Origin of the sequence: Mesonia sp. K7, from assembly GCF_003233725.1 — a bacterium.
GTDB lineage: Bacteria > Bacteroidota > Bacteroidia > Flavobacteriales > Flavobacteriaceae > Mesonia.
Genome location: NZ_QKQV01000004.1, coordinates 24,018 through 38,458, shown reverse-complemented (window position 1 = coordinate 38,458; position 14,441 = coordinate 24,018). Strand labels below are relative to the sequence as shown.

13 protein-coding genes are annotated in these 14,441 nt (G+C 37.0%); 6 read left to right on the top strand and 7 right to left on the bottom strand.

The genetic code is table 11. The annotated features are described in order from the left end of the window. Positions 1-6: 6 nt before the first annotated feature. Entirely contained in the window at positions 7-753 is a 747-nt protein-coding gene (locus DNG35_RS04055; RefSeq protein ID WP_111126479.1) for an electron transfer flavoprotein subunit beta/FixA family protein, read from the bottom strand. Between the two features lie 156 nt (positions 754-909). Here DNG35_RS04055 and DNG35_RS04050 point away from each other — a divergent pair, with 156 nt between their 5' ends. From DNG35_RS04050 to DNG35_RS04025, 6 genes are all read left to right on the top strand, one after another. Continuing rightward, complete coding sequence (locus DNG35_RS04050; protein WP_111126478.1) at positions 910-1,887, top strand: pyruvate dehydrogenase complex E1 component subunit beta; 978 nt, start codon at positions 910-912, stop codon at positions 1,885-1,887. A 65-nt stretch (positions 1,888-1,952) separates the two neighbouring features. Next, positions 1,953-4,457 carry a DUF5686 and carboxypeptidase-like regulatory domain-containing protein gene (locus tag DNG35_RS04045; RefSeq protein ID WP_111126636.1) on the top strand — a complete coding sequence of 835 codons (2,505 nt, stop codon included), beginning with the start codon at positions 1,953-1,955 and terminating at the stop codon, positions 4,455-4,457. A 67-nt stretch (positions 4,458-4,524) separates the two neighbouring features. After that, positions 4,525-5,034, top strand: a complete 510-nt coding sequence (locus DNG35_RS04040; RefSeq protein ID WP_111126477.1) for an inorganic diphosphatase — start codon at positions 4,525-4,527, stop codon at positions 5,032-5,034. A gap of 113 nt (positions 5,035-5,147) precedes the next feature. Next, positions 5,148-7,514, top strand: coding sequence for a sodium-translocating pyrophosphatase (locus tag DNG35_RS04035; protein WP_111126476.1), 2,367 nt, complete (start codon positions 5,148-5,150; stop codon positions 7,512-7,514). Between the two features lie 84 nt (positions 7,515-7,598). Beyond that, entirely contained in the window at positions 7,599-8,861 is a 1,263-nt protein-coding gene (locus DNG35_RS04030; RefSeq protein WP_111126475.1) for an MgtC/SapB family protein, read from the top strand. 15 nt (positions 8,862-8,876) lie between these two features. Beyond that, entirely contained in the window at positions 8,877-9,893 is a 1,017-nt protein-coding gene (locus DNG35_RS04025) for an App1 family protein (protein ID WP_369908034.1), read from the top strand. Here the strand turns inward: DNG35_RS04025 and DNG35_RS04020 are convergent. The 6 genes from DNG35_RS04020 to DNG35_RS03995 are packed head-to-tail and all read right to left on the bottom strand — an operon-like array spanning position 9,890 to position 14,417. Beyond that, a complete protein-coding gene (locus DNG35_RS04020) occupies positions 9,890-10,573 on the bottom strand; it encodes a sterol desaturase family protein (RefSeq protein WP_233494449.1) in 684 nt (227 codons plus the stop codon). The genes DNG35_RS04025 and DNG35_RS04020 overlap by 4 nt on opposite strands. 1 nt (position 10,574) lies before the next feature. Continuing rightward, a complete protein-coding gene (locus DNG35_RS04015; RefSeq protein WP_111126474.1) occupies positions 10,575-11,189 on the bottom strand; it encodes a deoxynucleoside kinase in 615 nt (204 codons plus the stop codon). A 3-nt stretch (positions 11,190-11,192) separates the two neighbouring features. Then, positions 11,193-11,975: a hypothetical protein gene (locus DNG35_RS04010; RefSeq protein WP_111126473.1), complete on the bottom strand. Its 783-nt coding sequence runs from the start codon at positions 11,973-11,975 to the stop codon at positions 11,193-11,195. A gap of 12 nt (positions 11,976-11,987) precedes the next feature. Further along, positions 11,988-12,341, bottom strand: a complete 354-nt coding sequence (locus tag DNG35_RS04005) for a DUF6122 family protein (RefSeq protein WP_233494448.1) — start codon at positions 12,339-12,341, stop codon at positions 11,988-11,990. Further along, complete coding sequence (locus DNG35_RS04000; protein ID WP_111126472.1) at positions 12,331-12,657, bottom strand: DUF202 domain-containing protein; 327 nt, start codon at positions 12,655-12,657, stop codon at positions 12,331-12,333. The genes DNG35_RS04005 and DNG35_RS04000 overlap by 11 nt, the downstream gene beginning before the upstream one ends. Then, entirely contained in the window at positions 12,654-14,417 is a 1,764-nt protein-coding gene (locus tag DNG35_RS03995) for an SLC13 family permease (RefSeq protein WP_111126471.1), read from the bottom strand. Before DNG35_RS03995 ends, DNG35_RS04000 begins: the two co-directional genes overlap by 4 nt. Positions 14,418-14,441 lie beyond the last annotated feature (24 nt).

Sequence of the window (14,441 nt, the reverse complement as noted above, 5' to 3'; positions counted from 1 at the left end):
AGTTGATTAGATAACTTTTGCCTCGTTGTGCAATAAGTTGATTAATTCGTCTAAATTGTCTTTATCTACTAATTTTACCGCACCTTTTGGAGCTGGTTTTTCAAATTTTTCTGCATTCGAAAAAGCTTGAGCGCCTTGAGGTTCAACTACGTTTAGTGGCTTTTGTCTCGCCATCATAATACCTCTCATGTTTGGTATTTTTAGTTCGTTTTCTTGCACCAAACCTTTTTGACCGCCAATAACCAAAGGTAAATCTGCAGTTAAGGTTTCTTTTCCGCCATCGATTTCTCTTATGGCAGTGGCAGTATTTCCTTCTACTTTTAAATCCACGCAAGTGTTAATAAAGTTTGCTTTTAATAGCTGGGCAACAATGCCAGGAACCATCCCGCCATTGTAATCGATAGATTCGCGACCTGCAATAATCAAATCATAATTACCGTCTTTGGCTACGTGAGCAATTTCCTTGGCTACCTGAAAACCGTCTTTAGCTTCTGTGTTTACACGAATGGCATTATCGGCACCAATAGCTAATGCTTTTCTTAAAGTTGGTTCTGTTTCGGGTCCACCAACATTGATGATGTCTACCGTTGCGCCTTGTTGCTCTTTGAACCACATCGCACGTGTTAAACCAAATTCGTCGTTAGGATTGATGACAAATTGAACACCATTGGTGTCAAACTTGGTATCGCTATCGGTAAAATTTATTTTGGAAGTCGTGTCTGGAACGTGACTTATACAAACTAATATTTTCATACTTGTTGTTTTGAAATTTTTTAAAAATGCTCTGCGAAGATAATAAAATCTTTCAAAAAATACTATGCTTGCATAATATATTTTTAACGAAAACTACTATAAATATGATTTTGATGTTTACTTTTGTTTTCGCAAAAAATAATCATTTAAAAATAGATGAGAACAATCCAGTTTAGAGAAGCGATTGCTGAGGCAATGAGCGAAGAAATGAGAAGAGATGAGGCTGTTTATTTGATGGGAGAAGAAGTGGCAGAATACAATGGGGCTTACAAAGCGTCTAAAGGTATGTTGGACGAGTTTGGAGCTGAAAGAGTTATTGATACACCTATCTCAGAAGCTGGATTTAGCGGAATTGGAGTAGGTTCTACGATGACAGGTGCAAGACCAATTGTAGAGTTTATGACCTTCAATTTTTCGTTGGTAGGAATTGACCAAATCATCAACAATGCTGCTAAGATTAGACAAATGTCTGGCGGACAATTTAACTGCCCGATTGTCTTCAGGGGTCCAACAGCTTCTGCAGGTCAGTTGGCGGCAACACACTCACAAGCGTTTGAAAGTTGGTATGCCAATTGTCCAGGTTTAAAAGTGATTGTTCCGTCAAATCCTTACGATGCCAAAGGTTTATTAAAATCGGCAATTAGAGATAACGACCCGGTTATTTTTATGGAAAGTGAGCAAATGTATGGTGATAAAGGCGAAGTGCCAGAAGAAGAATACACCATTCCTATAGGCGTTGCAGATATCAAAAGAGAAGGAAGTGATGTGACCATTGTTTCTTTCGGAAAAATAATTAAAGAAGCATACGCTGCTGCGGAAAAATTAGCAGATGAGGATATTTCGTGTGAAATTATCGACATCAGAACGGTAAGACCTTTAGATTACGAAACCATTATTAAGTCCGTAAAGAAAACCAACAGATTGGTAATTTTAGAAGAAGCTTGGCCATTTGGTAATGTAGCTACACAGATTGCTTTTGAGGTACAAGATCAGATTTTCGACTATTTAGATGCGCCAATCGTAAAGATAAACACTGCAGATACACCAGCGCCTTATTCTCCAGTTCTTCTGAAAGAATGGTTGCCAAACAGTGAAGATGTTGTTAAAGCTGTTAAAAAAGTATTATATAAATAACAGATATTCATTTATAAAATTATATTTGAAACTTCACTTGAAAAAGTGGAGTTTTTTTTATGGCAATGAACAGAAACTTAGCATTCCTTGTATTATTTATTTTTTCCACTTTCGTGGGAGTGTCGCAAACTAAAGTTGGTGGTTATGTAAAAGACGCCAACGGAGAACCTATACCTTTTGTAAATGTGGTCTTCGAAGGTTCTTCTGAAGGAACGATTACCAATGACGATGGTAGTTTCTATGTTCAATCAGACAATTCTTTTAAATCAGTTACCTTTTCATTTATCGGTTTTGAAAGTAAAAAGTTAGAACTTACTTCTTCAGTTTCACTTAATTTAGAAATTGTTTTACAAGAGGAAGCCAGTGCTTTGAGCGAAGTGGTGATCTATCAAGGAAAAACGTCTAAAAAGAATAATCCTGCCATCGATATTCTTCGCAAAATATGGGAAAAAAGACGCGAAAATGGCGTGAAAAAGTTTGACCAATACCAATACAAAAAATACGAAAAGCAGGAGTTTGACCTCAATACGATTGATAGTAATTTAATCAACAGCCCGATTTTTAATGGGATGGAATTTATTTTTAAAGAAACCGATACCAATACCGTCACTGGAAAAACCTATTTGCCTATTTTCATTAACGAGGCGGTTTATAAGGTTTACGGAGATAACAACCTCAATAAGGAAAAAGAGATACTTCTTGGAAACAAAAACTCAGGGTTTAGCGATAACCAAACCTTGATTTCGTTTATCAAAGATTTATATTCAGAGTACAATGTTTACGACAATTACTTGAAGTTTTTCGACAAAAGTTTTGTGAGTCCGTTGAGTACCACAGGCATCGATGCGTATAATTATGTGTTGTCTGACAGCACTTTTATCGATAACAAATGGTGTTATAAAATTGTGTATTACCCGAGACGTAAAAATGAACTCACTTTTAAAGGTGATTTTTGGGTAAATGATACCACTTGGGCGATTAAAGAAATCAAACTGCACGTTACTAAAAGTGCAAACATCAACTGGATTAGGGATATTTATATCGAACAAGAATTTGATGTACTTAACGATTCGGTGTTTCTCATTAAACGTGATCATTTTATGTCTGATTTCTCTTTTCGGGAAAAAGATGCTGCTCGCGGAGTTTACGGAAAACGAACGACTTTATATGACGATTACCATTTCGATATCGAAAAAGGAGCAGCTTTTTATAAAAACCAAGTACAAGAATACCAAGATCACGTGTTTAATAGAGATGATTCTTTTTGGGAAACAAACCGTTTAGAAGAACTCAATAATGACGAAAAGCAGGTTTATAAAATGTTAGACACGCTTAAAACGGTAAAAGCCTTTAAACGCATTTATAATGTAGCGAGCATTTTAGCTTCAGGTTACATAGAGTTTGACGATTTAAACTTCGATTTTGGCCCTGTTTTTTCCACTTTTGGTTATAACGATGTCGAAGGTTTACGGATAAGAGCTGGAGGAAGAACCTATTTTGGTAGAAACGATCCTTGGCGAATCGAGGGTTATACCGCTTACGGTCTAAAAGACGATAAATTCAAATATGGTATTTCTGGAAAAGTACTGCTTGACAAAAAAATGCGATTGATTGTTTCTGGAGGAAACCGCCGTGATATCGAGCAACTCGGGGCAAGTTTAACCAATACCAACGATGTTTTAGGTAGAAGTTTGGCTTCGTCTTCATTGATAACCGTTGGTGCCAACACCAGTTTAACCGACATCAATTTGTCAACTTTTGCAGTTGAAATCGAGCCAGCCAAAAACTTTAATGTTCGTGTAGGAACTTCGTTTAGAACCTTAGAATCGGCATCCCGAGATTTTAGTTTGGCTTATTACACCGATGATACCTATACCACAATAAAATCGGATATCCGACAAGCAGAGATTTCAACAATTTTAAGTTTTTCACCCAAACGAAAAACAACCGGTTATGGTGTCGAGCGAATTATTGTAAATGATGGCGATTATCCGCAGTTGTTTTTGAATTATTCGCTCGGTATAAAGGGCATGTTGGAAAGTGATTTTGATTACAAAAAAGTGCAATTCTTTTACCGACAGCCCATACAGGTTGGTGGTTTTGGAAGGCTTACCACAACTCTTGAAGCAGGAAAAACCTTTGATGAGGTTCCACTTGGCCTGTTGAGCGTTGTGCCGGGTAACCAGACCTATTTCTCTATTTTTGGTACTTTTCCTTTGCTTAATTTTTATGAATTTGTTACGGATACATACACTAGTTTACATGTCGAGCACAATTTTAACGGTCGACTATTTAGCAGAATTCCAGGAGTGAGAGATTTAAACTTACGTGAAATTGTTTCTGTACGCGGGGTAATTGGTGAGATTTCAGAAGAAAACCAACTGCTAAACGCATCGACCTCACATCCTGTTTTATACGCGCCAAATGTAGAACCTTATTGGTCTTACAGTTTTGGTATAGGCAATATATTTAAAGTTTTTAGACTCGATTTTCATTTCCGTGGAAACTATTTTGATAATCCCGATGCGAGAAGTTTTGGTCTGACTGGTAATTTTGGTTTTTATTTCTAAAAAACGACACGTATTTTTAAAGATAGTCGTAAATTTGCACTCTTAATTTTTCAAACCTTTTTTAGAAATGACTTTTGATGTATTAGTAGAGATTCCAAAAGGAAGTCGTAACAAATATGAGTATGATTTCGAATTAAAAAAAATACGTTACGACCGTATGATTTTTTCATCGATGATGTATCCTGCAGATTACGGTTTTATTCCACAAACCTTAGCTCTAGATGGTGATCCGTTAGATGTTTTGGTTTTGGTAACCGAGCCAACTTTCCCAGGTTGTGTGATGGAAGTAAAACCAATCGGGGTTTTCCATATGGCAGACGAAAAAGGGCCAGATGAAAAAATAATTTGTGTACCCGTTTCAGACCCAATCTGGAATAAATACAATGACATTACAGAGCTTAATCCGCACAGAATAAAAGAAATCGAGCACTTTTTCCAAGTGTATAAAGATTTAGAAAAGAAAAAAGTAGATGTTGGTGGATGGGACAATGCAGAAAAAGCAAAAGAAATCGTAGAGCTTTGCATCAACAGATTTCAGGTAAGTGATGTACCTAGATTTAAAGTAAGTATCGATTAGTAAATAATCAATTATCCTATTAAAAAAGCCGTGCTTTCATAAAAAAGTACGGCTTTTTTTATGGAATTTTATTTTTAAATACTAGATTTAGCCAAACTTTAAAATCAATCTTTATGGATTCTAACATTATTCTTATCCCTATTATATTAGCGGTTATCGGAATTTTATTTATGCTTTTCAAAGCAAGCTGGGTCAAAAAACAATCACCTGGTTCAGAAAAAATGCAAACCATTTCAAGAAGCATCAAAGAAGGTGCGTTAGCGTTTCTCAATGCCGAATATAGATTGCTACTTATTTTTGTAGTCATCGCTTCTATTGCTCTATTTGTGGTTTCTCAGCTCGTAGAAACCACGAGTTGGATGATTATTCCAGCTTTCATCATCGGAGCAATTTTTTCTGCTCTAGCAGGAAATATTGGGATGCGTATTGCTACCGAAGCCAATGCTCGTACCGCAGAAGCAGCCAAAACAAGTTTACCAAAAGCCTTAAAAGTATCTTTTAGCGGAGGAACTGTGATGGGACTTGGTGTTGCAGGTTTAGCGGTATTGGGTTTAAGTTTATTATTTTTATTCTTTTCAAATCAGTTTTTAACTGGTACAGGAGATTTTTATAGTCAGATGACTATTGTTCTCGAAGCCTTAGCGGGTTTTTCGCTTGGCGCGGAATCGATTGCATTATTCGCTCGTGTTGGTGGAGGGATTTATACCAAAGCTGCCGATGTGGGTGCCGATTTGGTAGGGAAAGTTGAAGCGGGAATTCCGGAAGACGACCCAAGAAACCCAGCGACAATTGCAGATAACGTAGGAGATAATGTAGGTGATGTTGCAGGTATGGGAGCAGATCTTTTCGGAAGTTACGTAGCAACCGTTTTAGCGGCAATGGTTTTGGGAAATTATGTGATTCGTGATATGTCTGTAAACGGAGCTTTTACTGACAATTTTAATAATATGGGGCCAATTCTATTGCCTTTGGTCATTGCAGGGGTTGGTATTTTAGCTTCGATTATTGGTACTTTTTTGGTACGAATTTCAAGCAACGATGCCAAAGAAGCTCAAGTGCAAAAAGCTTTGGATTTAGGAAACTGGGTAGCTATTTTATTGACTTTAGCGGCAAGTTTTGTTCTAATCAAATACATGCTTCCAGAAACCATGAATATGAAGTTTTTTGGTGAGGGTTACGTCGAAGTAAGTTCGATGAATGTTTTCTGGGCTTCACTTATTGGTTTAGCCGTTGGAGCTTTAATCTCGATGGTAACCGCTCATTTTACAAGCCTAGGTAAAAAACCAGTATTGAGTATAGTGAGAAATAGCTCAACAGGAGCAGCAACCAACATTATAGCTGGTTTGGCTGTTGGGATGAAATCTACTTTTGCATCGGTAATTCTTTTTGCAGCAGCGATTTACGGTTCATACGAGTTAGCAGGATTTTATGGGGTGGCTTTAGCGGCTTCTGCCATGATGGCCACTACGGCGATGCAGTTGGCGATAGATGCTTTCGGGCCAATTGCCGATAATGCTGGAGGTGTTGCCGAAATGAGCGAATTGCCAGAAGAAGTTCGTGAACGTACCGATATTTTAGACTCGGTAGGAAACACAACCGCAGCGGTAGGTAAAGGTTTTGCCATTGCTTCGGCAGCATTAACAGCCTTAGCACTTTTTGCAGCTTATGTAACGTTTACAGGTATCGACGGAATCAATATTTTTAAAGCAGACGTATTAGCAGCTTTGTTTTTAGGAGGAATGATTCCAGTAATTTTTTCCGCTTTAGCGATGGAGTCTGTAGGAAAAGCAGCCATGCAAATGGTAAAAGAGGTGAGAAGACAGTTCAAGGAAATCCCAGGGATTATGGAAGGAACTGGCAAGCCAGAATATGCCAAATGTGTTGATATCTCTACCAAAGCCGCTTTACGCGAAATGATTTTGCCAGGTTTGCTCACGATTGTTACCCCAATTTTAGTAGGTGTATTTTTTGGTGCAGAACCACTTGGTGGTTATATGGCGGGTGTTTGTGTAAGCGGTGTGATGTGGGCTATTTTCCAGAATAATGCAGGTGGAGCTTGGGATAATGCCAAAAAATCCTTTGAAGCAGGAGTAGAAATCGACGGGAAAATGACCTATAAAGGAAGCGATGCACACAAAGCAGCCGTTACAGGCGATACGGTTGGTGACCCGTTTAAAGATACTTCCGGACCTTCGATGAATATCTTGATTAAACTTACTTGTTTGGTTGGTTTGGTGATTGCTCCGATTTTAGGTGGGCATTCCAGCAAGAGCGATTTAAGCGTGATGGGTTTAGAAAATGATCAAAAAAGAATTGAACTAAAAGTAGAAAAATCTGTTATAGATGATAAAGCGTCGGCAACTGTTTATTACGAAACCTTGAATGACGATGGAAAACTAATCAAAGAAAAGAAAGTTTTTGAAGGAAGTGAAGATGAAGTAGAAGCGCAGATTGAAGATTTTAAAAATAGTTTGGAATAACTTTCAACGTTAAAAATCACTTAAACTCCGACAAAAATGTCGGAGTTTTTTGTTAATATAGTGTTTCGGAACATATAAACTCTTATGAACTACGATCAAATTATCATCCTTGGAATATCTTTTGGTTTGGGAATGTTGGTAGGAATGCAGCGCGAAACCACAAACAACAGAATGGCGGGTGTGCGAACTTTTACACTCATAACGATTCTGGGTTCGCTCACAGGTTTTATAGCGCAAGAGTTCGAAAGCCCGATTATTATTGCTGCAATTGCGGTTGTTTTAGCAGCTTTTTTAATTATGGCAAATGTCATAAAACTCAAAAAACTACCAGATCCAGATGTAGGGCAAACCACAGAAGTTGCTGCCATTTTGATGTATTCTATTGGAGTTTATCTGGTTTTTGGCGATAAGATTATCGGTGTGATGGTTGGTGGTGTTTTAGCTATCTTACTTTTCGTGAAAGAACATTTACATGGTTTTATCGAAAAGCTAAAAGAAAAAGATTTGTCAGCTATTATGACTTTCGTCGGAATTTCTCTGGTAATTTTACCCATTCTTCCCGATGAAACTTTTGGGCCGTTTGATGTGCTCAACCCAAAAAACATTTGGTTAATGGTGGTGCTTATTGTTGGCATTAGCGTTTTTGGCTATTTTATCTACAAATGGCTTGGTAAAAAAGCAGGACTCATTTCTAACGGTATTCTTGGCGGAATTATAAGTAGTACTGCAAGTACAGTAAGTTTTGCGAGAAAGAGCAAAAAAAGCAACTCTAGTGGAAAATTAGCGGCATTTGTCATTTTGTTAGCAGTTACCGTTTCGTTAGTTCGGGTTTTAATTGAGATTATGGTCGTTATTCCTGGAAAATTCCAAGAGATCATCACTCCAATTATGGTTTTGTTTGTCTTTATGCTTATGTTGAGTGTGGTGTTGTTTTATCTGATTTCAAAAGATCGAAAAGACGAAGAGTTGCCTGAGCCAAAAAATCCTGCCCAATTCAAAAGTGCCTTGGTTTTTGCGGCGATATATGCAGCTATTTTATTGATTGTCGCTTATACCGAAAAGGAATTTGGTAACGACGGTTTATACATTGCTTCAGCAATTGGCGGTTTGGCCAATAAAGATGCCATTACGCTATCGCTTTCTAAAATGATTGGTGGCGGAGTAGAAACGAGCTTGGGTTGGCGACTCATTATGACTGCCATTATTTCCAATCTCTTTTTTAAAGTAGTGATGGTGTCTGTTTTAGGAAATAAAAACCTTACCAAATGGATTTCTCTTTTTATGCTCATTTCGATAGCTTTTGGAGTAGGGTTGATTCTATTGTGGCCTGACAATTGGCATTTTTAAATCAAACCTATGTCCTTGATCAACATTTTTAAAAAAGACCCACTTCAAATTATCACTTTTCAGTCTTACGGAACTGACACCCATTTGTATGCAAGAGGAAGAGCCTTAGAAGACGAGCAAATAGACCTGAACAAAAATAGTTGGTGGCATTTACTCATCAATTCGTGGAAACGTTTTGAAACTGATGAAATCAAGCATACCGAACTCAACTTAAAATTAGAAGATAACAGTATTTACAAAGTAAAAACCAATCATAGAGGTTATTTTACGATAGATGAGCCTTCGGGAAATTTAAAATCACTGTGCAACGAAGAAGGTTGGCTGTCTTATGAAATGGCTTATGATAATGTGAATATTGTGCATAAAATCACTTCAGAAAATCGTTTTCCAGGACAAGTTCTTATCCCAAAAGACGACTCTGAATTTGGGGTGATTTCTGATATTGATGATACTATTTTACATACCGGAGTGGTTTCCTTTCTAAAATGGCGGGTGTTTTTCAATACGTTTTTTATCAATACCCAAAACAGAACACCACTAAAAGGAGCGGCAGAATTTTACCATTTACTGCATCACGGAAAATCGGGTGAAAATGCCAATCCTATTTTTTATGTGAGTCACAGCCCTTGGAATTTATACCGTTACTTGGAGTTTTTTCTCCGGCATAATAATTTCCCAAAAGGACCAATTTTACTGCGTGATTTTCCTAAACCCTTTTCTCATCAAGAGTTACAACGGGAAAAACCACAAAAACAACACGAAATCCTGAATATCCTAAAAATGTATCCGCAATTAGATTTTATTCTGATTGGCGATAGTGGCGAAAAAGATGCCGATATTTATTTGGAAATCGCTCATTTATATCCGAAAAGGATAAAAGCAATTTACCTACGTTCAGTAAATCATCAAAAGAAAATAGAACGCATCAAAACGCTTATCGGGAAACATGAAGAACAATTACCTATTTTATTAGTAGAAAACTCAAAGCAAGCCATCGACCATGCAAAAGCACATGGTTTTATCGCCTCTTAATTCGCTTCTGGATCGATATAAACGTTGGTTTGTTGTTTCTTTTGCTGAATGTCTTTTCTTGGCATAGTTCTAAAAATAACATCCCAAAATGGTGACGAAACACCAAAGGCTCTGTCTGACTCACGATAGTGATGAATACTATGATGATGCCATAAGATTTTCAAGAAATTGTTAGGTACTTTAAATGCATGTACCGAATAATGTACCGCCAAATAAAGAGCGTAACCCATTAAAAACCCAGCCAAAAATCCAAAGACGTAATCACCCATTACGGCGCGATAAATAATAAAAAATATCGTTGCAATGATTAAACTTAAAACGGGCGGCATTGCCAATCTCGATTTGTCTTTCGGATAATCGTGATGCACGCCGTGCATTGTGTAAGATATTTTTTTGTTACGTTCGTTTGTTGCTGGTAAATGATACAAATAGCGGTGCATTAAATATTCTATAAGCGTAAAAAACATTAAACCTGCAAAGAACAAACCTACAATTGCTGGTGTGGTAAACCCTTTCTCAAAAATACCGTAATAAATCAACGCAGCCGAAATCACCGAAAAAATAATCAGCGGAAGCGAAATGTGTGTATGTGTTAGTTTTTCTAAAATGGGGTTGTCAAAAAGTTTTGGCGAACCCTTATGTTTTGGTCTTTTTAGTTTTGTAGATTCCATCTTTTCCATATCAAAATAATCCGTTTATCTCTCCGTCAATTTTATTAATAATACCTCCTAAATGCTCGGGATTGTCTACAAAGTTAATATTATCGACATCAATAATCAATAAACTCCCTTTTTCGTAGGTGCTAATCCAGGCTTCGTATCGTTCATTTAAACGGTTGAGGTAATCTATAGAAATGCTATTTTCATACTCTCGACCACGTTTTTGTATTTGTGCTACCAAATTTGGTACCGAACTCCTTAAATAAATCAATAAATCAGGCGATTTGGTGACACTTTCCATCAAATCAAACAGCGATTTGTAATTTTCAAAATCCCTATTCTCCATCAAACCCATCGCGTGTAAGTTGGGAGCAAAAATATGAGCGTCTTCATAAATGGTGCGATCCTGTATGATTTTTTTTCCACTTTCGTGGATTTCTAAAATCTGCCGAAACCTGCTGTTTAAAAAATAAACTTGCAGGTTAAAAGACCAGCGATCCATTTTGTTGTAAAAATCTTCTAGATAAGGGTTTTCGAGCACATCTTCAAACTGTGGTTCCCATTTGTAATGTTTGGCAAGAAGTTTTGTTAAAGTTGTTTTTCCCGCTCCGATATTTCCAGCTATCGCGATATGCATTCCTTATTCTTTTGGAAGATTGATTTGATATTTACTTAAAAAGTTTTGGGTGTAAAGATAAAGGTTTTCTTGTTGCAAGAAAATATCTTTAACTTCTATTTCAGAATTGTACACGTTTTTCCAGTTTTCGGTTTCTGTACTCGAAATTTCGATGCTATTTCCAGTTTTTGCCAATAAAAAGTTATCTGAAATCATGAGGTTTTCTACTTTTTTAGGTTGCCAGCTTTTTACCATATTCCCGTAGATGTTATATAGCTCTAGGGCTTTTTGATGCGCTATCCAAACAAAGTTGAGGTTACTGGTGAGGTCGTAAATCTCGCTGTCAAAAGGTTGAGTTCTGGCAATGGTTTTTAAGTTTTTGGTATCAAATAACTCTAGTTGCTCTAGGTTTTTGTTGTATAGCCAAAGGCTATTGTTTTTGGCAGTTCCAGCAAAGCTGATGATTTTAAAATCTTCGATTTGCGAGAAATTAATGCGTTTGATTTCGTTTAGCCGATTGTCGAGAATCACAACGGTATTCATATCTTGGTAAAAAAGAGTAATCTGCAACGGATTGATTAAATCTACCGAAGTGAGTTCACCCAATTGTGGGTCGAAAAAAGTATATTCTTTTTTCGTTGGTTCTAACTTAAAAAGGGCATTTTTCTGTTGGTAATACAAGTTGTCAAACTTATCGATGCCCACTAGTTTTTCTTTCGCGAAAGCGATGCTGTTAACCTTTTTTACCGTAAGTTGGGCTAAACCAAGTTGCGAAACAAAAAGTAGTAAAATCAAGCAATTTTTCATTTTTAAATGAAATTATAACACCGATATATCCCAAGAATTAGACCAAAGGCAATCGATTAAATCGGTAATAAGATGAAAATTTAATCCCAAAAAAGCAAGTTGTAGCTTTCCTTTTTTGGTAAAAATAAATCCGATGAGGTAAATCACCCAAGCATAATAGGTGTGTAAAAAGTGAAAGTTGATGCTACACCGTTTAGGGTCAAAAATAGGATTGGCAAACAAATGGTCAAGATCGATTAACATCGTTGCCAAAAGAATCAAATAATTGATTTTGAAGTTTTCTTTATCATAAACGTAAGCAATAATTGCTATAAAACCGAAGTGCAAAAAATAATGAATGAGCGGTTGCATTGAATTAGTCTTCACCTTTTTCTTCGACTTCATCATCGGGCAATAACAAATCGCTGAGTTTCTTTTCTAAAATAATATAACGCCAAATCCCGATAATGATAAACAGTACACAGATAAATAATGCCATATAGCCAATAATGTGTAGGTTATCATATTCTTCGAGTTGTAACAAAGCCGTTCCGCCCACCAACAAATAAAGCGAAGCTCTAATGTAAGCCAAAAGCGTACGTTCGTTGGCAAGTTTGGTGCGTTCTAGCGCCAGATGCTCCCGAATTTTCTTTTCGTCGGTAATTCTGGGTTTAAACGGATTATGTAATTTTACTTTTCTCATACTTCAAAAGGGAAAAACAAAGGTATAATAAAAGAAGCAGCTATCCATATAATGATGTTGAGTGGTGTCCCAATTTTTACAAAATCATTGAATTTGTAATTTCCAGGAGCGTAAACCATCGTGTTGGTTGGGTAGCTTACAGGTGTCATAAACGTAAGCGAGCAAGCAAACATAACTGCGATTAAAAAAGGTTTGTAGCTCAGTTGCATCGCCGCAGTGAGACTAATAACAATAGGTGACATCAAGGCTGCGGTAGCTTTACTAGATAATACATTGGTCGATAGAAAACTGATTAAGAAAATGAGGCTTAATGTGATCCTGTGGTCTAAACCGCCAATATTTTCAAAAATAAAGTTTGAAATTAATTCATCGCCACCGGTTTTTTCTAATGCTTTTCCCATCGATAAAACACCGGCCATCATAAAAATCACTTTCCATTCGATTGCTTCGTAGGCTTCTTTGGGTTTGATAAGTGTGGTCGTTACCAATACTAAACTTCCGATAAGGGCACTTATGAGAAGCGATGTGATATTTAGGGCAGCAGCTAAAATTACGCCTACCAAAATAGCAACCGTTGGAATGGCCCTTTTTAGTGAAAATTTTCTCCCTTGGTATTCAGAAAGGGTCACCACCATTTTTTCTCTTGTGAGTGCATGTAAATTTTCCGCGGAAGTGTAAACAAGTAACATGTCACCTTCGTTGAGTTTTACATTAGAAACATCAGAAGTAATCGTCTCTTTGCGCTGTCTTAAGGCTAAAACCGAAGCGTAATAATTGGTTCTAAAATTGAGGTTTTTGAGTGTTTTTCCTGCCATCATTGAGCCGTGAGGAATCATCACTTCGTATATTTTTTTGAGTTGTTCGTCTTCTAAAATAACCTTATCGCCAGTGAGTTTGTAGGTTTTGATTTCTTGAAGTTTAGCCAAATTACCTGGAGTAATCATAATTTTTATCTTGTCTCCTTGGCGTAGATTGGTTTCTTCGTTTATTTCAAAAACCGTAGTGTGTTTTCGTCTAATACTTAAAACTTGAGCACCAAATTTTCTATTTAGACGGCATTCTTTTATGGTCTGATCGATATCCTCATTTCCTTCGGTCAATTCTATTTCTGCGATGTAATTTTCTGCTTCAATTTTGAGCAACATATCTTTTGAAGGGCGATTGGGTAAAATAAGCGGCCCAATAAAAAACATATAAGCCAAACCAATAGCCAAAAGACACAAGGCAGGTAAAGAAAATTCAAACATTCCGAAAGGCTCAAGACCACTTTTTTTAGCAATGCTACTTACAAGAATATTTGTGGAAGTTCCGACTAAGGTGCAAGTTCCGCCGAAGAGCGCTGCAAAAGAAATAGGGATAAGCAATCGGGAAGGTGCGATATTGGTTTCTCGGCAAACCATCAATGCCATTGGGATAAGAATGGCCACAATGGCGGTATCGTTGATAAATGCTGAGAATGCTGCAGAAACGATACAAAAGATCATCAAGGCAAAAACATAGTTTATTTTTGCAATTTGCACAATTTTAGAACTCAAACCATCGATAATTCCTGATTTAAAAACAGCGGCACTAATCACAAACATGCAGCCAAGTGTAATGGTTGCGGGATGGTTGAAGCCAGAAAAACCTTCTTCCGGACTCAAAACACCAACGACAATAAAAAGCGACATAATTACAATAGAAGTAGTGTCGATAGTGAAATAATCTTTCACGAAAAGAAAAACCCCGATGAGTATAATGAGAAAGGTTAGGTAAAGCATGAAATCTAGTTATGTGATAAACTA

Coding starts and splice junctions, on each gene's coding strand:
- DNG35_RS04015 (WP_111126474.1), bottom strand. CDS start 11,189: ATGCATATCGCGATAGCTGGAAATATCGGAGCGGGAAAAACAACTTTA.
- DNG35_RS04000 (WP_111126472.1), bottom strand. CDS start 12,657: ATGAGAAAAGTAAAATTACATAATCCGTTTAAACCCAGAATTACCGAC.
- DNG35_RS04045 (WP_111126636.1), top strand. CDS start 1,953: ATGAACAGAAACTTAGCATTCCTTGTATTATTTATTTTTTCCACTTTC.
- DNG35_RS04020 (WP_233494449.1), bottom strand. CDS start 10,573: ATGGAAAAGATGGAATCTACAAAACTAAAAAGACCAAAACATAAGGGT.
- DNG35_RS03995 (WP_111126471.1), bottom strand. CDS start 14,417: ATGCTTTACCTAACCTTTCTCATTATACTCATCGGGGTTTTTCTTTTC.
- DNG35_RS04030 (WP_111126475.1), top strand. CDS start 7,599: ATGAACTACGATCAAATTATCATCCTTGGAATATCTTTTGGTTTGGGA.
- DNG35_RS04035 (WP_111126476.1), top strand. CDS start 5,148: ATGGATTCTAACATTATTCTTATCCCTATTATATTAGCGGTTATCGGA.
- DNG35_RS04040 (WP_111126477.1), top strand. CDS start 4,525: ATGACTTTTGATGTATTAGTAGAGATTCCAAAAGGAAGTCGTAACAAA.
- DNG35_RS04055 (WP_111126479.1), bottom strand. CDS start 753: ATGAAAATATTAGTTTGTATAAGTCACGTTCCAGACACGACTTCCAAA.
- DNG35_RS04050 (WP_111126478.1), top strand. CDS start 910: ATGAGAACAATCCAGTTTAGAGAAGCGATTGCTGAGGCAATGAGCGAA.
- DNG35_RS04010 (WP_111126473.1), bottom strand. CDS start 11,975: ATGAAAAATTGCTTGATTTTACTACTTTTTGTTTCGCAACTTGGTTTA.